This is a genomic window from Polycladidibacter stylochi (assembly GCF_001562055.1).
Lineage (GTDB): Bacteria > Pseudomonadota > Alphaproteobacteria > Rhizobiales > Stappiaceae > Pseudovibrio > Pseudovibrio stylochi.
Map to the genome: position 1 here is coordinate 147,152 of NZ_LLWE01000027.1, position 19,309 is coordinate 166,460.

Annotated in this window: 16 protein-coding genes; 14 read left to right on the forward strand and 2 right to left on the reverse strand. The window is 49.1% G+C overall.

Translation table 11 applies throughout. The features are described 5' to 3' along the window. The first annotated feature begins 57 nt into the window (after positions 1–57). The 3 genes from AYK67_RS11930 to AYK67_RS11940 all read left to right on the forward strand — a co-directional run bounded on the left by AYK67_RS11930 (position 58) and on the right by AYK67_RS11940 (position 3,422). Positions 58–1,149 (forward strand): TRAP transporter substrate-binding protein, encoded by a 1,092-nt coding sequence (locus tag AYK67_RS11930; protein WP_068086933.1) that lies wholly within the window; start codon positions 58–60, stop codon positions 1,147–1,149. A 150-nt stretch (positions 1,150–1,299) separates the two neighbouring features. Beyond that, positions 1,300–1,833, forward strand: a complete 534-nt coding sequence (locus AYK67_RS11935) for a TRAP transporter small permease subunit (RefSeq protein ID WP_068086934.1) — start codon at positions 1,300–1,302, stop codon at positions 1,831–1,833. Positions 1,834–1,838: 5 nt separating this feature from the next. Then, on the forward strand, positions 1,839–3,422 hold the full coding sequence (locus AYK67_RS11940; RefSeq protein WP_068086935.1) for a TRAP transporter large permease: 1,584 nt from the start codon (positions 1,839–1,841) through the stop codon (positions 3,420–3,422). A 114-nt stretch (positions 3,423–3,536) separates the two neighbouring features. Here the strand turns inward: AYK67_RS11940 and AYK67_RS11945 are convergent, their stop codons facing one another. Both AYK67_RS11945 and AYK67_RS11950 read right to left on the reverse strand, forming a co-directional pair. Continuing rightward, entirely contained in the window at positions 3,537–4,313 is a 777-nt protein-coding gene (locus AYK67_RS11945; RefSeq protein ID WP_208976285.1) for a response regulator transcription factor, read from the reverse strand. Next, positions 4,313–6,268 (reverse strand): PAS-domain containing protein, encoded by a 1,956-nt coding sequence (locus AYK67_RS11950; protein WP_208976286.1) that lies wholly within the window; start codon positions 6,266–6,268, stop codon positions 4,313–4,315. The genes AYK67_RS11945 and AYK67_RS11950 overlap by 1 nt, the downstream gene beginning before the upstream one ends. 290 nt (positions 6,269–6,558) lie before the next feature. Here AYK67_RS11950 and AYK67_RS11955 point away from each other — a divergent pair, with 290 nt between their 5' ends. The 11 genes from AYK67_RS11955 to AYK67_RS12005 all read left to right on the forward strand — a co-directional run bounded on the left by AYK67_RS11955 (position 6,559) and on the right by AYK67_RS12005 (position 19,228). Next, complete coding sequence (locus AYK67_RS11955; RefSeq protein ID WP_068086940.1) at positions 6,559–8,541, forward strand: AMP-binding protein; 1,983 nt, start codon at positions 6,559–6,561, stop codon at positions 8,539–8,541. Then, positions 8,538–9,371: an ABC transporter ATP-binding protein gene (locus AYK67_RS11960; protein WP_068086942.1), complete on the forward strand. Its 834-nt coding sequence runs from the start codon at positions 8,538–8,540 to the stop codon at positions 9,369–9,371. The genes AYK67_RS11955 and AYK67_RS11960 overlap by 4 nt, the downstream gene beginning before the upstream one ends. Positions 9,372–9,419: 48 nt before the next feature. Further along, on the forward strand, positions 9,420–10,379 hold the full coding sequence (locus AYK67_RS11965; protein ID WP_068086945.1) for a branched-chain amino acid ABC transporter permease: 960 nt from the start codon (positions 9,420–9,422) through the stop codon (positions 10,377–10,379). A 9-nt stretch (positions 10,380–10,388) separates the two neighbouring features. Next, positions 10,389–11,465 carry a branched-chain amino acid ABC transporter permease gene (locus tag AYK67_RS11970; RefSeq protein ID WP_068086954.1) on the forward strand — a complete coding sequence of 359 codons (1,077 nt, stop codon included), beginning with the start codon at positions 10,389–10,391 and terminating at the stop codon, positions 11,463–11,465. 75 nt (positions 11,466–11,540) lie between these two features. After that, positions 11,541–12,848 (forward strand): ABC transporter substrate-binding protein, encoded by a 1,308-nt coding sequence (locus tag AYK67_RS11975; RefSeq protein WP_068086956.1) that lies wholly within the window; start codon positions 11,541–11,543, stop codon positions 12,846–12,848. Positions 12,849–12,962: 114 nt separating this feature from the next. Continuing rightward, the gene (locus tag AYK67_RS11980) at positions 12,963–13,817 is read left to right on the forward strand and encodes an ABC transporter ATP-binding protein (protein ID WP_068086958.1); all 855 of its coding nucleotides are present in this window, start codon (positions 12,963–12,965) and stop codon (positions 13,815–13,817) included. Positions 13,818–13,916: 99 nt separating this feature from the next. Then, positions 13,917–15,008, forward strand: coding sequence for a ribonuclease T2 family protein (locus AYK67_RS11985; RefSeq protein WP_206597537.1), 1,092 nt, complete (start codon positions 13,917–13,919; stop codon positions 15,006–15,008). Positions 15,009–15,088: 80 nt separating this feature from the next. Continuing rightward, positions 15,089–16,330 (forward strand): phenylacetate--CoA ligase family protein, encoded by a 1,242-nt coding sequence (locus tag AYK67_RS11990; RefSeq protein WP_068086961.1) that lies wholly within the window; start codon positions 15,089–15,091, stop codon positions 16,328–16,330. Positions 16,331–16,568: 238 nt separating this feature from the next. Continuing rightward, positions 16,569–17,612: a ferrochelatase gene (gene hemH, locus AYK67_RS11995; protein ID WP_068087289.1), complete on the forward strand. Its 1,044-nt coding sequence runs from the start codon at positions 16,569–16,571 to the stop codon at positions 17,610–17,612. A gap of 159 nt (positions 17,613–17,771) precedes the next feature. Then, the gene (locus AYK67_RS12000; protein ID WP_068086964.1) at positions 17,772–18,752 is read left to right on the forward strand and encodes an SPFH domain-containing protein; all 981 of its coding nucleotides are present in this window, start codon (positions 17,772–17,774) and stop codon (positions 18,750–18,752) included. Then, a complete protein-coding gene (locus tag AYK67_RS12005; RefSeq protein ID WP_068086967.1) occupies positions 18,752–19,228 on the forward strand; it encodes an NfeD family protein in 477 nt (158 codons plus the stop codon). The genes AYK67_RS12000 and AYK67_RS12005 overlap by 1 nt, the downstream gene beginning before the upstream one ends. Positions 19,229–19,309: the final 81 nt, after the last annotated feature.

Consider the following 19,309-nt stretch of genomic DNA (forward strand, 5'->3'; position numbering starts at 1 on the left):
TCATTTGCAAAACCCCGCAGAGGGTTCACACAAGTTTGATTTTTTGGGAGGAATTTAATGGATCGTCGTAGTTTTTTAAAAAAAGCAGGTTTGGCCGCAGGTGCGACAGCCGGCGCTACAACATTAGCCGCGCCAGCGATTGCCCAAGGCAAGCGGGAATTGAAAATGGTCACCACTTGGCCAAAGAACTTCCCAGGCCTTGGCACTGGTGCACAACGTGTGGCTGACCGCATTACACAGTCTTCCGACGGGAAGCTGACTGTAAAGCTTTTTGCCGCCGGCGAGCTGGTTCCTCCTTTTGAATCCTTTGATGCTGTATCTAGCGGTACTGCCGATATGTACCATGCTGCAGAATACTACTGGCAAGGTAAGCATAAAGCGTTCAACTTCTTTACCGCTGTACCAATGGGCCTAACAGCCAATGAGCTGAATGCCTGGATCAATATTGGTGAGGGGCAAAAGCTGTGGGACGAGTTAGCAGGCCAGTTTAACATTAAACCGCTGATGGCTGGTAACACCGGCTTGCAGATGGGTGGTTGGTTCAACAAAGAAATCAACAGCCTGGAAGACCTCAAGGGCTTGAAAATGCGCATGCCGGGACTTGGTGGCGAGGTATTACGCCGTCTTGGTGCAACAGCAGTTGCGTTGCCTGGTGGTGAAATTTTCCCGGCGCTACAATCTGGTGCGATTGATGCGACCGAGTGGGTTGGCCCATGGAACGATTTGGCATTTGGTTTCTATAAAGTAGCTAAATTCTACTACTCCCCGGGCTTCCACGAGCCAGGTTCAGGGCTTTCTGTTGGTTTGAATAAAGACCTTTGGGTAAGCCTGAGCGAAGCAGAGCAGGAAATTGTTAAATCAGCTTGTTATGCTGAAAACAACTACATGTACTCCGAGTTCAACTACAATAACGGTGCGGCGCTCAAGACATTGCTTGAGAAGCATAATGTGCAGTTGAAAGAATTCTCTAAGGACGTCTTCGATGCCATTGCCGGTGTTTCTGAAGAAGTTGTGCGTGAGGTTTCCGAAACTGACGAGCTGTCCAAGCGTATTTATGACAGCTATATTCAAGCCCGTAAGGACGTTGGCGAGTGGGGTAAAGTTTCGGAAGGCGCTTATCTTGCCAACCGTGAGCGTGTAATTGGTTAAACGCTAGTTTTATTTATCACTATGGTTCTCCTTTATTCGTAGGGGGAACCATTCCCTCCACTATCGTCTTTCCTGGTTCATGCAACAGCTCGCTTGTTTGCGCGCTCACGGCGTGAGGCCGTTGGAGAGGTGCAACTATAAGAGGCGAGTATGCGCGCCCTGATGAAACTCATTGGGACTATGAATGGCGGCATTGGCCGCGCGTGTGCCTGGCTAACTCTAGGCATTGTTCTTGTACAGTTTACTGTGGTGCTGATGCGTTATGTATTCGGCATTGGCTCTATTTGGATGCAAGAATCCATTACTTATATGCATGGCTTTTTGTTTATGCTGGCAGCAGCCTACACCTTGAGTGTGGATGGTCATGTACGTGTTGATATTTTTTACCGTGACGCCAGTGTGCGCACCAAAGCAATTGTTGACTTGCTGGGCTCTATTTTCCTTCTCATTCCTATGTGTTGTGTAATTGTAGCGGTTTCTTGGGACTATGTGGGCACTTCTTGGTCAATTCTGGAAGGCTCGGCCGAAACCTCAGGCATTCAAGGGCGCTACCTACTCAAGAGTGCGATTATTGCCTTTGCTGTGATGATGGGTTTGCAGGGTCTTGCCATTGTGTTGCGTTGTTTTTACGCCCTGAGCGGCGATAAGGAAGCGATTGCCAGCTTCCGGATTGAGCAGGAATAACTGCCATGGACGGTATTTTACATACACTTGACATTCTCATGTTCGCGGTTGCCTGCGTTTTCCTCATGGCAGGCTTTCCGGTTGCGTTTACCCTTGCCGGTGTTGCTCTTATTTTTGCAACTATTTCCGTGTTGTTTGGCGGTTCGGTAACATTGGGTGCCATTCCAAGCCGTATTTTCGGTACGATGAGCAACGAATCGCTTATTGCGGTGCCCCTGTTTATCTTTATGGGTGTGATGCTTGAGCGCTCAAAGGTTGCTGAAGAATTGCTGGAGACCATGGGCCGTTTGTTTGGTCGCATGCCGGGCGGGTTGGGCATATCCGTTTCGATTGTGGGCGCGTTGTTGGCCGCTTCAACCGGTATTGTGGGTGCAACTGTGGTGACTATGGGCCTGTTATCCCTACCTACCATGCTGCGCAATGGCTATAGCCCGCGTATCGCTTGTGGGGCCATTGCAGCCTCCGGTACGTTGGGGCAGATTATTCCCCCTTCCATTGTTCTTGTTTTCTTGGCCGATCAGCTTTCCAACGCCTATCAGACGGCGCAACGCGAGCTGGGCAACTGGTCTCCTGAGCCATTTTCTGTTGGTGATTTGTTTGCCGGTGCTTTATTGCCAGGGCTGGCACTGGTGGGGCTATATATCACCTATCAGTTGTTTGTTGCTTTTACCCAGCCGCATAAATCGCCACCGATGAAAATTAAGGAGGGCGAAGCAGCACCAACCGTGAGCAAGGTTCTACATGCGCTCGTTCCACCGGTTGGTCTGATTATTGCCGTCCTTGGCTCGATTTTGATGGGTATTGCAACACCAACTGAAGCCGCTTCTGTGGGGGCTGTCGGAGCGCTGTTGTTGGCAGGTTATCGCATGAATATGGATCGTCCGTGGCCTATTTACGGGGCCGTGCTTTCTTTGCTGGTATTGCTGCTCATGACCGCTAACATGGATCTGCGTGTTGCCCGCAACGAAATTTCAGCAACCGACCAAGCTGGTATTTATGTCGCCTTTGTGCTTTGCGCTATACTGGCATACGGCATGGTTATTGCCCTTCGCCGTGTCTTGAAAGGTGATGTGCTGGTTTCTGTGATGCGCTCCACCACTCAAATTACCTGTATGGTGTTTGTGATTTTGATCGGTGCCACCTTCTTCTCGCTAATCTTCCGCGATCTAGGTGGTGAAGAGCTGGTGCAGGAAGCATTAACCGGCCTGCCTGGCGGTGCATTGGGTGCAGTTATTGCGGTGATGCTGGTGATGTTTGTGCTCGGCTTCTTCCTCGATTTTCTCGAAATCGTATTCGTCGTGGTACCGCTTGTGGCGCCGGTGTTGTTGATGTTGGAAATGCCCAATGGCGAGCCGATGCATCCGGCATGGCTCGGTGTGATGATGGCAGTAAACTTGCAAACATCGTTCTTAACACCACCGTTCGGCTTTGCGTTGTTCTATTTGCGCGGGGTTGCACCACCAAGCGTCCGCACCATGGATATTTATATGGGTATCATACCGTTTGTATTGATCCAGGTACTGATGCTTGCAATTCTTTGGTACTTCCCGGCGCTGGCAACATGGTTGCCAAAAGTGATCTATGGCTAACTCCATATGAATTGACAGAGAATGAAAAGGGCAGCCAGTGTGCTGCCCTTTTTGTATTGAGTTACGAAGTGATTTTGTCGGAAAATGCCGAAAGCACTGGCTTTGAGATTGAGGCTATTGCCACTCTACTGTGGTCGTAAACATATAGCCGGAGCCGTAAACGGTGCGGATAAGTGGCGGACGGCCTTTTATAGAGAGTTTCTTGCGGACTCTGGAAATGCGCACATCAATAGAGCGGTCAAGGCTTTCATCACCGCCGCAATAGTCTAGCAGCTGATCGCGAGACAGCACGCGACCGGGTGAATCAAGAAGGGCGTTTAACAGGGCAGCCTCTCCGGTCGAAAGAAAGCTGGTTTCGCCATCTGGTGCAGATAACTGCTGTGAGCTGGGTATGAATGTCCACCCAGCGAAAGTGGCTGTGTGGTGGTTATCTGTAATGGTTTCATTTTTTGGTGGTTGGGTACGGCGTAATAACGAACGCAAGCGGGCGATGACCTCGCGCGGGTCAAATGGTTTACACAAATAATCGTCGGCACCAAGTTCTAGCCCCATGACACGATCAGAGGTATGGGCACGAGCGCTGACAACAAGAATGGGTACATTGGAGCGTTGACGAATACGCTCGATAAGTGCCATGCCGTCCACGTCCGGTAGCCCCAAATCCAACAGGATAAGCGATGGCTTTTTATGGTCCAGGTGGTCGAGAAGCTCTATACCACTGGCGAAAGCCGTGGGCCGGAAGCTGTAGTCTTTGAGTGTTTGGCACAAAATAGCGCGGATATGCGGGTCGTCTTCTACCAAAAAAACATGGTCTGCGGACTTTATGCTTTGTGGAGCATCGCTCTCATGAAATTGCGACTTTGGGCGAAATAAAGGAGCGGTTTTGGTCACTAAAGCATCTCCTGCAATAGTTTGGCAAGGCTATCAATAGAAAACGGCTTGAGCAATTGTGGTATTGTCGGGTCGTTCAATTTGCTGGCCTCCGGATTGTAGCCTGTCATGAGTGCTAGTCGGATATGCGGCGCCCTTTGTTTAAGCTCGTGGGCAAGATCAAGCCCGCTCATGCCCCCTGGCATAAGAACATCGGTAAGTACTGCAGCGATTTGATCGCTCGTAGCAATTAAACTCAAAGCGTCTTGCGCATCATTGGCAATTATGGCGCTATAACCCAGCTCGGTTACTTGCTCGGCCAGTACATGGGCAAGGTCAGCTTCATCTTCAACTATTACAATGAGTTGTCCATTCCCCATTGGTGGTAAGGCTTGAGCGCTTGCTTTATCCGTTTGGCCCTGTGGGGAAGATAACCGGCAAGGAAGATAAAGCGATGCCAGGGCACCCTTTTTTGTGCGGTTCGCCAAGGTAATGGCCCCACCGGATTGCTTGGCAAAACCGTAAACCATGGCTAGCCCCAAACCACTGCCTTTTCCATGATCCTTGGTGGTAAAGAAGGGGTCAAATGCTTGCGATTTCACCGTATTTGTGAAGCCACTGCCCGTATCCAATACTTGAAAGAGGGCATAATCACCGGCTGGTATCTCGTGCTTTTGAGCGCTTGCATGGCCCAGTTTGACATGCTCGAGTTTGATTTCAATCGTGCCGCCTTCGGGCATGGCATCTTTGGCATTAACAGCTAGGTTGATGAGTGCGTTTTCAAGTAGGGTTGGGTCCACATGGGCCTGTAATGCGGGGGGGGGAGCCGAGACAAAAAGAGCGATGGTCTGCGGCAAAAAACCGGCCAAAAGCTTAGCGGTTTCTTGCAGGACTGTATTGAGTGAAACGTTAGTGGCTTCAAACTGATTACCAGTGGCAAAGGAGAGTAGGCGCCGTGTTAGATTTGCACCGCGTTCGGCAGCCTCTAGCGTTGGGTTGATGTATTGTTCTGCCTGTAGTTGGCTAAGCGGTCCTTGCGCAAGTTTCCGGCGCAGGGTGAGGCCATTGCCAATTATAATCGAGAGTAGGTTGTTAAAGTCGTGGGCAAGCCCACCGCTGAGTTGGCCGACAGCATCCATTCTTTGTGCTTGTAATAGTCTGGCCTCGCTTTCTTTTTGGTCTGTCACATCAAACGAAAGCACAAAGCAACCTAAAGTTCGTCCATCTTTCGTTCTGTCTGGTACGAGGGTGGAACGCATGTGGATGTCTTGATTGTTTTTATCACTCTTGCAGTACTCATAAACCACCAACTCCCCAGCAAGCGCCCGCTGGGCGTGGGGTTTCATGATTTGGAAAAGGTCTGGGCCAACAACTTCCTCCAGTTTTTGGCCATATATGGAAGCGGGCGTGCGGGCAAACCACTTGGCGTAGGGTGCGCTGGCAAAGCGGTAGACTAGCCCGGGGGCGATATAGGCAATCATAACCGGAAGGTTATCGGTGACCAAGCGTAACCAGTCTTCACTTTGGCGTAGGGCATGGGTGCGCTCTTCTACCGTGCGTTCCAGCTTTAACTGGGTCTCTCGTTCTCGGGTAATGTCGGAATAAGTTGAAACGAAACCACCGTTAGGCAAGGGGCCACCGCGAATGGCGATGACCTGACCGTTAGGGCGTACGCGTTCGAATGCATGGGATTTAAACTTATAGGCTATGGCAACATGTTTGGCGATAATTTCGTCAATCTGACCTGGCCCATATTCACCGCGTGCAGCATTGACACGCAAAAATTCGGAGATATGGGTGCCACGTCTTCCTAGACTGGTTGGAAAATCGAGCATGTCAAATAGAGCGTTGTTCCAAGCAACAAGTTTCAGGTCTTTGTCGAAGACAGAAAACCCCTGATTTATGTGATTCAAAGCTGCCTGTAGGAGATCTAGCTCCGGGTTTTTGCCTTCTTGGGTCGGAATTTTCTTGGTCATTATCATACTATGGTCTGAGATATATCTGTTTAAGATATTGATTTTATTGTTCTTGATTAGTGAGTGAAACATTTCGTAGCAATCTTCTCATAATGGAGAAATGAAGGGCACCTATCACTTTTGCTAGGGTTCAATGAGCCTGCAGAGGGTTGGAGGGAGGCCAGCCTTTTGAGTGAAGGGGGGAGGCTTGAAAGTGCCAATGCCATTTGCGCTTTAATGTAGGAGAGCAGTGCAAATGTGCATTGGCCTTTTAAGGCTGATTATTGTTTGATTGTGGGAGGGACTGTGGCATGGCGCAAAAGCCGGTCAACTTTGGTGATACCTTTCCAAAAGTCTTATTAGCAAATGCGACGGTGTTTAAAGATAAGCCGGCAATGCGCGAAAAGGATTTGGGAATCTGGATTACCTGGAACTGGGGGGAAGTGCTGGAAGAGGTGCGGGCTCTTTCTATTGGATTACAGCACCTCAAATTTCGCAGCGGAGAAAAAGTTGCCATTGTGGGGGCAAACCGGCCGCAGTTGTACTGGTCTATCGCAGCAGTGCAGGCGCTGGGCGGTGTGCCTGTGCCGATTTATGCCGATTCGGTTGCCGAAGAAATGGTCTATGTGCTGGAGCATGCCGATGTGAGCGTTGCTGTGGTGGAGGACCAGGAGCAGGTTGACAAGGTTTTAGAGATTTCCGACCAGCTGCCCAAGTTGAAGCATATTTTATACGATGATCCGCGCGGTCTGCGTGATTATGACCACGGCCATTTACACGCAATTACCGATATCCAAGGCATTGGCCGTGCGCTTATTCAAGAAAACCCCATGTTAAGCACCAATTGGGAAGCCGGGTTTGCAGGCCAAAGCGGGGCCGATGTGGCGGTGATGCTTTATACATCCGGCACGACGGGACGTCCCAAAGGGGTGATGCTTACCTACGATAACCTTGTTGTATCGGCGCGAAATGCGAACGCGTTTGACGGGCTGGATTCAAGCGAGGATACCCTTGCTTACCTACCGATGGCATGGGTGGGCGACCATGTGTTTTCTTATGCGCAGGCCCTATGTGCTGGCTATTGTGTGAATTGCCCGGAAGGGGCGGAAACGGTGTTGGCCGACCGCAAGGAAATTGCGCCAACCTACCTTTTCGCACCACCACGGGTATTCGAAGGATTGCTAACCCACATTCAAGTGCGAATGGAAGATGCAGGCCCAACGAAGCGTGCACTGTTCCATTACTTTTTAAAGGTTGCCGAACGGGTGGGTGAACGTTTACTCAATGGCGAAAAGGTCAAGCTTTCCGAGCGGCTGTTATATGCATTGGGCGAGTTTTGTATTTACGGGCCGCTCAAGAACCAGATGGGCTTTTCGCGCCTGAAGGTGGGCTATACCGCTGGTGAAGCAATTGGCCCCGAGATCTTCAAATTTTACCGTTCGCTGGGCTTGAACCTTAAGCAGCTTTACGGGCAAACGGAATCCAGTGTTTTTATTACCTTGCAGCCGGATGGAGAGATTTACAGCGATACCGTTGGGGTGCCGTTTACCGGTGTTGAGATCAAAATAGCCGAAAATGGCGAAGTGATTTACCGTTCACCGGGCAGCTTTAAAGCCTATTATAAAAACGAGGAGGCCACGCGCGAGACCAAAGACGCCGAGGGTTGGGTACATACGGGTGATGCCGGTATGTTCCTTGAAAATGGCCACTTAAAAATCATTGATCGGGCGAAAGATGTGGGGCGGCTGACAAGCGGGGCGTTGTTTGCACCTAAGTACATCGAAAACAAGCTGAAGTTCTTTGCCAATATTAAAGAGGTGGTGGCGTTTGGTGACCAGCGCGGTTTTGCAACTGCGTTTATCAATATCGATTTGACCTCGGTTGGCAATTGGGCCGAGCGCAACAATATTGCCTATGCATCCTACCAAGAACTTGCCGCTCACCCCGATGTCTACGAGATGATCGGAGCGCATGTGGATCAGGTAAACCGAGATTTAGCCGAGGAAAGCCTGATGAGTGGGGCGCAGATCAAGCGGTTCCTGATTTTGCATAAGGAGTTGGATGCGGATGATGGTGAGCTGACCAGAACGCAAAAGGTCCGCCGTAAGTTCATTGCAGAGCGTTACGCACCGTTGATTGAGGCTTTGTACGATGGCTCTACCCGCAAGCATGTGGTGACTACTGTGACGTTTGAAGATGGCCGGAGCGGCTCTGTTGAAGGTAATGTGGAAATACGCGACGCCAATATTTATGCGGCTAAACCCTTGAGTGGGCAACTGGAGGATGCGGCATGAGTGTGATTGAAAAAGCGGCCGATATCACTGCCAGTTCAATTGGGTTGCAAAAAGCTGAAGAGCGGGAAACCCTGCTGGATTTGGCCAATGTTTCGCTCTCGTTTGGTGGGGTGAAAGCAATTAACAACATTTCCTTTGACATCAAGCGAGGTGAAGTTCGCGCCATTATTGGCCCCAATGGGGCCGGAAAAACGTCCATGCTGAATGTAATAAACGGGTTTTATCAACCGCAAGAAGGGGTGATTACTTTTCGTGGATCACAGCGCCGCTCAATGAAGCCGCACCTAGCGGTGAGCCATGGCATTGCCCGTACATTTCAGAATGTGGCGTTGTTTAAGGGAATGTCGACGCTGGACAACATTATGGCCGGGCGTACCACCCGTATGAAACGCAATATGTTTTGGCAAATACTGTATTACGGCCCGGCGCAACGGGAGGAAATTGCGCACCGTCGTAAGGTGGAGGAGATCATTGATTTTCTCGAAATTGCCCATATCCGCAGCACACCGGTGGGCAAGCTACCCTATGGCTTGCAAAAGCGGGTGGAGCTGGCGCGGGCTTTGGCTATGGAGCCGGACCTGCTGCTGCTTGATGAGCCAATGGCAGGCATGAACCTTGAAGAAAAAGAGGACATGAGCCGCTTTATCATTGATGTCAATGAACAATTGGGCACCACCATTGCCTTGATCGAGCATGATATTGGCGTGGTGATGGACCTTTCGGATCGGGTGGTTGTGCTGGATTACGGCCGTAAAATTGCCGATGGCTCGCCAGAGGAAGTTCAAAAGAACCAAGACGTTATCGATGCGTATCTGGGTGTGTCGCATTAACGGTATTTTGTTGCGTGCCGCTTTTGGTGTGCGCGGGGGGGAATAGTTTTGGAAACACTTTATCAAATATTTGCGGATCCGTTTGTGCAGATTGTGAGTGCACCGGATTTCTTTTTGCAAGTCCTGTGGGAAGGACTGGTTTCCGGTGTGTTGTATGCGTTGATTGCACTGGGGTTTGTGCTGATTTTCAAATCATCGCGTATTTTCAATTTTGCCCAAGGTATCATGGTGGTTTTTGCAGCTCTTACCTTGGTGGGACTGCATGAAAACGGCGTACCTGCATGGCTGGCTGTTCCATTAACGTTAGGCGTTATGTATTTGCTGGCATTGAGCGTAGAGCGGGTGGTCCTGCGCCCATTGGTGGGGCAGCCGGATATCATCCTATTCATGGCCTCTATTGGCGTGACCATGTTCCTGATCGGCTTTGGCGAATTTGTGTTTGGCGGCGAAAACAAAGCCATGATCACAGCAGAGCTTGGTATTCCAACAGGTAGTATTGAGTTTTTTCCTTTCGGTGGTTTTGTCTTGATCGAGCAAAAAGACCTTACCGCAGTGATTATGGCCGTTTTGTTGGTGCTGTGCCTGTTATTGTTCTTGAACAAAACCGCTATGGGGCGGGCAATCCGCGCTTTGGGGGATGACCACCAGGCGGCCCTTTCTGTGGGTATATCGCTTTCCAAAATCTGGGTGCTGGTGTGGTTTATCGCCGGTGTCATTGCCCTTGCTACCGGTATTGTCTGGGGTGCGCGTGCGGGGGTTTCTTTTGCGCTGGAGGTGATTGCCTATAAAGCATTACCGGTGCTGATGCTGGGCGGGCTGGAATCTGTTTCTGGTGCGATAATCGGTGGTATCGCCATTGGTTTATTAGAGAAAATCTTTGAAATCTATTGGGGGCAGCCGCTATTTGGCGGCAATACAGAAACCTGGTTTGCCTTCATTCTTGCCTTGATTGTGTTGCTGTTCCGTCCGCAAGGGTTGTTTGGCGAACGTATTATCGAGCGGGTTTAGGAGGGTTCTATGTTTTACCGTGTTTCGGGACAGTTTAAGACTTCCTATGAAAGTGATATGGCGTTGTTTCCTGTTAAACAGGATGCCATACTCCTGGCCTTCATATTAGCGCTGTTTTATGTGGCCTTTCCTATGATGGCCTCCGAGTTCACCTATAAAGCGTTGCTTGTGCCGGTGCTGATTTATGCCCTTGCTGCAATGGGGCTGAATATACTGACCGGTTATGCGGGGCAGCTCTCTTTAGGAACCGCTGGTTTTATGGGGGTCGGGGCGTACGCCTGCTATAAAATCACCAGCATTTTCCCTGAGGTTAATATTGTTGTTGCCTTGCTGCTCTCGGGGTGTTTTTCAGCAGCTGTTGGGGTTGCTTTTGGTTTGCCTTCCCTGCGGATCAAGGGGTTTTATCTGGCAATTGCCACATTGGCCGCGCAGTTCTTCCTTGTGTGGCTATTTGAAAAATGGGCATGGCTTTACAACTTCAATGCCTCTGGGGCGATTGAGGTGAAGGGACACGAGTTTTTCGGCCTTGTGATCACCGGACCCAATGCAGCCCCGATAACGCAATACTATTTTGTGTTGGTGTGCGTGACCGTCGTTTCTTTTGCCATGATTAATATCACTCGTGGGCGCTTTGGTCGGGTTTGGAAAGCAGTGCGCGATATGGATATCGCCGCAGAGCTGGTGGGCATTAACTTGATGCGGGCCAAACTCTCTGCCTTTGCGGTGAGCTCGTATGTTGTGGGCATTGCCGGTGCACTGCTGGTGTTTTTCTGGAAAGGGGCCGCAGAACCGAACCTCTTCGATATTCCACTTAGTTTCAAGGTGTTGTTTATCGCGATTATTGGCGGTCTTGGCTCAATTATTGGCAACTTTTTAGGGGCGTTGTTGATTGTGGCCCTGCCGGTGTTGTTGAACCTGCTGCCCGGTGTGTTGGGGCTGGAGATTAACTCGGCCACGCTTGAGCATATCAATGTGATGATTGTCGGGGCACTGATTGTTTTCTTTCTCATCGTGGAACCGCACGGGCTGGCACGCCTTTGGGCTTTGATCCGCGAGAAGCTGATTATATGGCCGTTTCCGCATTAATAGGCCGCGTGAAGCGGCAGGGGAGCTGGAAGCGATAAACTTAGGGCAATGCCCGATCGAGTGGAGGAGAAGTAAATGGCTATTAAAGGAATGAATTGTCTTGCTGCGGGGGTTGTTGCCCTGGGATTAGGTATTACGGCGGTACAGGCGGATGAACTTTACACGCCAAATATGACCTACAGAACCGGCCCGTTTGCTGCAACCGGTATTCCGATTATGAACGGGCAGCGAGATTACATTGAAATGCTCAATGCTCGTGATGGGGGCATTGGCGGTATCAAAATCAACTTTGATGAGTGTGAGACTTCTTACAACACGAATAAGGGGATGGAGTGTTACGAAAAGACCAAGGGCAATGCCATTGTGACCCAGCCGTGGTCGACCGGCATTACCTTGCAGGTTCTGCCACGAACCAATGTGGACCGAGTGCCGATTTTAGCAACAGGTTATGGTTTCTCGCCCATGTCGGATGGGGATACTTTTGCTTGGGCGTTTAACCCTCCAGTGTCCTATTGGGATGGCGCATCGATGATATTGCAATATATCTCGGATGGTGATCTGGACAATTTAAAGGGCAAAAAGATTGCACTGCTGCATCTGGATCATCCATTTGGCAAAGAGCCTATTCCGCTCATCGAAAAACTAGCTGACAAGCATGGTTTTGAGTTTCTTCCCATTCCTGTGGGCTTGAAGGAAATGCAAAACCAGTCGGCTCAATGGCTGCAAATCCGCCGTGAACGTCCGGATTTTGTGATTATGTGGGGCTGGGGTGCCATGAATGCGGGTGCACTTACCGAAGCTGTTAAAACCCGCTACCCAATGGATAAGCTTGTGGGTGTTTGGTGGTCAGGCTCTGATGATGATTTGCGCCCTCTTGGTGGTAAAGCGAAGGGGTATAAATCCATTAGCTGGAATGCACCCGGGAAATACTCTGTTATCGAGGATATCCGCAGTCATGTGGTTGCCAAAGGCAATTCGATGATTGGTTCTGAAGATGATTTGAACAAAGTCTTCTATCAACGCGGGGTGGTGATGTCCATGTTTATGGCCGAAGCAATTCGCACAGCGCAGCAGAAGTTCAAGATAGCGAAAATTACTCCTGAGCAAATGCGTTGGGGGATTGAGAACCTGAAGCTGGATGGCAAACGTTTGGAAGAACTTGGCATGCTGGGTATGGTCGCACCATTTTCCATGAGCTGCGATAACCATACCGGCCATGGCGGGGCCTGGATGCTGGAATGGAATGGCGAGCAGTTTGCTAAGGTGAGCGATTTGTTGATGCCGGACCGCTCCGAGATCGAGCCAATTGAAAAAGAAAAAGCCAAGGAATACGCCAAAAATAACGCACCTTGGCCAGGGCGTGATGGGCTTGCTTGTGAGTAAACTCGCCTAGCAAGTGGGTTCGGGTGCCTTAAGGCGTTCTTAAATAGCTTCCGAACCCAATGAAAGAAAGCACAAGTTTAAGCAATTATTTGGGTATTAAGTGAAAGCAAAGCAATGGTAAGCACAAGTCGGCTGCAAACAGAACCGAGTGAAAACAACAGTTTGGTAGAAAGCATCTTGAGCGTAAATAATATTGAGGTGATTTACGATCATGTAGTGCTCGTGCTGAAAGGTGTTTCTTTAACGGTGCCCAAAGGGGGCATTGTGGCACTATTGGGTGCAAATGGTGCGGGAAAAACCACCACGTTAAAAGCAATTTCCAACCTGCTGGCGGCCGAACGCGGTGATGTTACCAAAGGCACCATCGAGTTTAAAGGCAAGCAGGTGCAAGCACTTTCTGCCAATGAGCAGGTCAAGCGTGGCTGTATTCAGGTGATGGAAGGCCGGCACTGCTTCGGGCATTTAAGTATCGAGGATAACCTTCTTTCGGGGGCTTTCACACGCAAAGATGGCCAAGGGGCGATCAAGCGTGATCTGGAGATGGTTTATGATTACTTTCCGCGTTTACGTGAGCGCAGACGCTCACAAGCCGGTTATACATCTGGTGGCGAACAGCAGATGTGTGCAGTAGGGCGCGCACTTATGAGCCGACCTGAAATGATTTTACTCGATGAACCCTCCATGGGGCTGGCACCGCAATTGGTGGAAGAGATATTCGAGATCGTGAAAAAGCTCAATGAGCAACAGGGGGTATCTTTCCTGCTTGCCGAGCAAAACACCAATGTGGCGCTACGCTATGCCACATATGGCTACATTATGGAAGCAGGTCGCATTGTTATGGATGGGCCAGCCGAGGTTTTGCGCGAAAACGAAGATGTGAAAGAGTTTTATCTAGGTGTTGGTGGTGAAGGGCGAAAATCTTTCAAGGATGTAAAACATTATAAGAGGCGGAAACGCTGGCTAGCATAAATCAATAGTAAATATTCATGGGGGTGACTGGTTAAAACTGGCAGGTATTTGTCATTGAAACATAACGGGTTGCTTGTAGGTTAAGAATAGTTTTGCTTAATGTCTGCAGCACCGGAGGTTATGATGGGTTTTAAAGCACTTGCAGTATTGTTGGGCTGGTTTTTACTAGGGCAAGTCAGCGCGTTCGCTCAGGTTAAACTTGATGGTTACTTTATAGCTCATGACAAATGCGCAGCTGTTCAGTCCATCAAAAAGAAGACCAATCCTGGTAGTATTTTGCTAGAGCCGCAAAAAGCCTACTTGATTAAAGGCAAGAATAAGCCAGCAGCGAGCCATTATTTTATCGAGGTTCATGGGGCAAAACCAAAAATGCGTTGGGTGCCCGTAACTTGCGGCCAGCATGTGGTGCCAGCTGATGGCTCTGGGGCAACGGCCTTACCAGACAATAACACTGCAGCCACCCGGGGAGGAAACGGGAACCCGGTTGTTGTTGATGTTGACAAGGGGGAGGTGAAGGTACCCGCGCCAACAGAGGCAGGGCCAGAGTATGTGTTAGCTATCAGTTGGCAGCCAGGTTTTTGCGAAATCCGCCCCTCAAAGCCAGAATGCCAGAGCCAGAATGAGTTTCGTTTTGATGCAACCAACTTCACTTTGCATGGTTTGTGGCCACAGCCACGCTCCAATGTGTTTTGCGGCGTTTCTAAAAAACTGCAAAAGCTTGATAAGGATAGACTTTGGCAGAGCCTACCCAAGCTCACACTAGATGAAGCTACGCGTGAGGAATTAAGCGAAAAAATGCCGGGCGTTACATCGTTTTTACACCGCCATGAGTGGATTAAACACGGTACATGCTATGGCAGCTCTGAGGAAGAATATTATGCAGAGTCTCTAGATTTACTTGATCAGGTTAACCGTTCTGAAGTGCAAGCACTGTTCGAGAAACGCATTGGCGGTTTTGTAAGTACAAACGATATTCGAGAAGCGTTTGATAATGCATTTGGCACTGGCGCTGGGGCCCGGGTGGAAGTGGTTTGCAAAACAGATGATGGCCGGAAAATAATTAGCGAACTGCGATTGTTTATCAGTGGCTTCATTGAAGAGGGAACCCCGCTGGGAGATTTGCTCATACAGTCAAGAAACGTGAAAGAAGGTTGCTCTGGTGGCATTGTTGATGCTGTGGGGCAACAATAACAAGCGTTAAGTTCGCAGCTTTAACCCTGTGGTTTCTGGTTGCCTCTTTTCGCTGGTTCTAAGTGGTATTGGGGGAGAGAATGCAACCAGATTATTATGAGGCTCGTGAAGGCTTGAGCAATGAGGAGCGTGAAGCCGCGCTTTTTGCAAGACTTGGTAACAAACTCGAGGAAGTTTGCCGTGTTAGCCCTGCTTGGGCCGCGCATTTGCGTGACGTTGAAGCGCGTTGGCCCGCAAATCGTACAGCATTGGCTCAGTTGCCAATCTTACGTAAAAGCGAGTTGATGGCCCTTCAAGAAAACCATGGACCTTTTGGGGGGCTTTTGAACCCAAATCATAGCTTGTCACGGGTGTTTATGTCGCCGGGGCCTATTTGTGAACCGCAGGAAAAAAAGGTTGATCCGTTTAATAGTGCCCGGGCTTTATATGCGGCGGGTGTGCGTGCTGGCGATGTCGTATTTAATTGCTTTTCCTACCATATGACACCAGGTGGGTTTATCCTCGATAGTGGGGCACAAGCACTAGGTGCTGTCGTTTTCCCTGCTGGAACGGGAAATAGTGAAGCGCAATTGGCAGCTATTGAGCGCTATCAACCGCGCATCTATACCGGTACCCCTGATTACTTGAAGGTTTTACTCGAGAAGGGGCGGGCACTTGGTATTGATGTAAGCTGTTTTAAAAAAGCACTGGTATCTGGTGGCGCTTTATACCCTAGCTTGCGAGATTATTATTTAGATGCAGGTATTGAGATAAAACAATGCTACGCCACGGCTGATTTGGGTGTGATTGCCTATGAGACAACAGGCATTGAGGGTATGGTCGTTAATGAAGATATCCTGGTGGAGATTGTTCGCCCTGGTAGTGGGGAGCCATTGGAGAGCGGCGGTGTTGGTGAGCTTGTTGTTACACAGATGAACGGTGCTTACCCTTTGCTGCGTTTTGCGACCGGTGATCTTTCGGCTGTTTTGCATGGTCCATCACCGTGTGGGCGCACTAATATGCGCTTAAAAGGTTGGCTGGGCCGTGCTGACCAGCGCACAAAAGTCAAAGGGATGTTTGTTGATCCGGTGCAAATTGAACGCCTACGGAAAAGCTTTGAGGGTATTATTCAAGCGCGCCTGATTGTAACGCGAGTTGATGAAAGAGATCATATGCTACTTGAAGCAGAGACCGGCCCGAGGGTCGATTTTACGCTTGAAGAGCTGGCAGGAGCTTTGCACAAGCACACTGGGCTGCGCGGTGATGTGACTTTGGTGGCACAAGGCAGCTTACCAGATGATGGCAAAGTGATTGTAGACAAACGTGAGCTGGAAGCTGTGTGATCGACTGAATTTACGATCTACTCACTTTGCACAGCTGTTATTTGTTGGGAATCTCTGATTTCGGCTTAGTATTTTATATAATAAACGAAAGTGCCCCGATTTGTTTTCGGGGCCTATTGGCCTTATTGCTTGGTACGATTAGATTGTAGCTGTTCTAACAGCAATCGGAGAGACAATGCCAAAGACCAGCGATACTTTAAAAACCACAAAAGAGCACCAGATTGATAACTTATCGCTGATGTCTGTTCAGAATCTGCCAAATGGTGAGGGGGCTACACACCCTGATATCAAGACGGGGCGTGTTGGGGTTCTTTTGGTAAATCTGGGAACGCCCGATGCAACAGACTACAAGTCTATGCGGCGATATCTTGAAGAATTTCTAACCGATAAGCGGGTTATCGAATGGCCTAAGTGGCTATGGTACCCAATATTATACGGCATTGTTTTGAACCGGCGCCCCCAAAAGTCTGGCGCTGCTTATCGGGAAATCTGGAATGAGACACTTGATGAGAGCCCGCTGCGTACGATTACGCGCAGCCAATCACAGCAATTATCAAAAAAACTCGAAGATTTGGGAGATACGCTGATTATTGACTGGGCTATGCGCTATGGTAACCCTTCAATTGCAAGTAAACTAGAAGAATTACGGGCGCAAGGCTGTGAGCGCCTGCTCGTGTTTCCATTGTATCCGCAATATTCAGCGTCAACCACTGCCACAGTAAATGACGTGGTATTTAAAGAGCTGCTAAAACTGCGTTGGCAACCGGCATTGCGTACAGTGCCACCTTACCATGATGAACCTGCCTATATTGATGCACTTGCGGCTTCAATAAAAAACCATATAGCAGAATTGGACTTTGAACCTGAAGTGGTACTGGCTTCATTTCATGGTATACCGCAGAGTTATTTCAAAAAAGGTGACCCATACCACTGCCACTGTTTGAAAACGGGGCGATTGCTGCGTGAAAAGCTTGATTGGGATGAAACGAAGCTACGTATTACTTTCCAGTCACGCTTTGGCCCTGAGGAGTGGTTGCAGCCATATACGGATAAAACCATTGAACAGCTTGCTCAGCAAGGGATAAAGAAAATTGCGGTTCTGAACCCTGGTTTTGTGGCGGATTGCCTTGAAACACTTGAAGAAATTGCAGGTGAAGGGAAAGAGATCTTTATTGAAAATGGTGGTGAGGCTTTTGCCCATATCCCTTGTTTGAATGACAGCCCTAATGGTCTATCAGTGCTTGAGTCTGTCATTCGTAATGAATTGTCTGGTTGGGTTTAAGTTACCTTGTCGTTTAACTCTAGATTAGCGCAAACCGTAGAAAACTTTATTTAGTTGTTGCGTACATTCGTGTTAGGCTGTCCTAAGTTTGTTTCTTTACGTCAGTAAAGCGAAATCGAATAATTATATTGCATAGTTTATAAGTGGGTGAGGTAACATATGGACTTAATGGGTATAAACATAACGCTATTTATTCTGGTAGCTGTTATCATTTTTACCGTTTTTGCGGGTGCAAAAATGGTGCCGCAAGGCTTTAACTATACGGTGGAGCGCTTTGGTAAATATCGCACTACATTAAAGCCAGGTTTAAATATTATTATTCCATTCATTGATAGTATTGGCCGTAAGGTTAATATGATGGAGCAGGTCCTTGATGTTCCCACACAGGAAGTCATTACCAAGGACAATGCCACGGTTGCTGTTGACGGGGTGGCTTTTTTCCAAGTGATGGATGCGGCGCGTGCTTCCTATGAAGTGCTTGGACTTGAAAATGCAATCTTGAATCTTACCATGACGAATATTCGTAGTGTCATGGGCTCGATGGATTTGGATGAATTGCTTTCCAACCGCGATATGATCAATGCGAAGCTGCTTCACGTGGTCGATGCTGCCGCAGAGCCGTGGGGTGTAAAAATGACCCGCATTGAAATTAAGGATATTACTCCTCCGGCTGATTTGGTGGAATCAATGGCACGTCAGATGAAATCTGAACGTGAGAAGCGCGCTGCTATTCTTGAAGCAGAAGGCGACAAGCAAGCCGAAATCAACAAGGCAGAAGGTGTTAAGCAGTCGTTGATACTTGAAGCTGAAGGTCGCAAGGAAGCTGCTTTTAGGGATGCTGAAGCACGCGAGCGCTCTGCCGAGGCAGAAGCCAAGGCTACCGCGATGGTTTCCGAGGCGATTGCCAAAGGTGATATGTCGGCAATTAACTACTTCGTTGCCAATAAATATGTTGAGGCTTTTGGGGAACTCGCAAAATCAAATAACCAAAAAACACTTATTGTGCCAATGGAAGCGAGTAGCATGATTGGTTCGCTCGCAGGACTTGCCGAAATTACGAAGGAAGCATTTTCAGAAGAACGAAAACAAGCGCGTGGTTCTGGCCGTGTCCCTAGTGTTGGTAGAGGCGGGGATGACTAATGGAAAGCTTAGGCCTACCGATCACTATAGATGATAACTGGTTTTGGTTGGGAACAGGGCTGCTTCTCATGTTTTTAGAGCTTGCAGCACCTGGGGCATTCTTGCTGTGGTTCGGTGCTGCAGCATTTCTGCTTGGTCTAACCTTAAGCTTTATCCCGTTTGAGTTTGGTTGGCAGTGGCAACTGCTGCTTTTTGGTCTGCTTTCTATTCTCACACTATATGGGGGGCGTAAGTATTTTTCTCGCTCCTCAAAGGATGAGGGAGACCCGCATTTAAATGTTCGTGGCAGCCGCTATGTAGGAAGAAGCTTCATTTTGGATGAAGCAATCGTTATGGGACGTGGTAGCTTGCGTATTGATGATACGGTGTGGCGTATCGAAGGGCCTGATCTACCTGCTGGCAGTAAGGTTGTTGTTAGCGAAGTATCCTCGACGGTGCTGCAAGTTCAAGCTGCTAATGAAGAGGTGCCTTCCTAGCACGAAACATCCGAATACTGAGAGGGGCAGAGTGTGCTGCCCTTCTTTACTTACTTGTTATTGTCTTTCCTTTTATGCGTG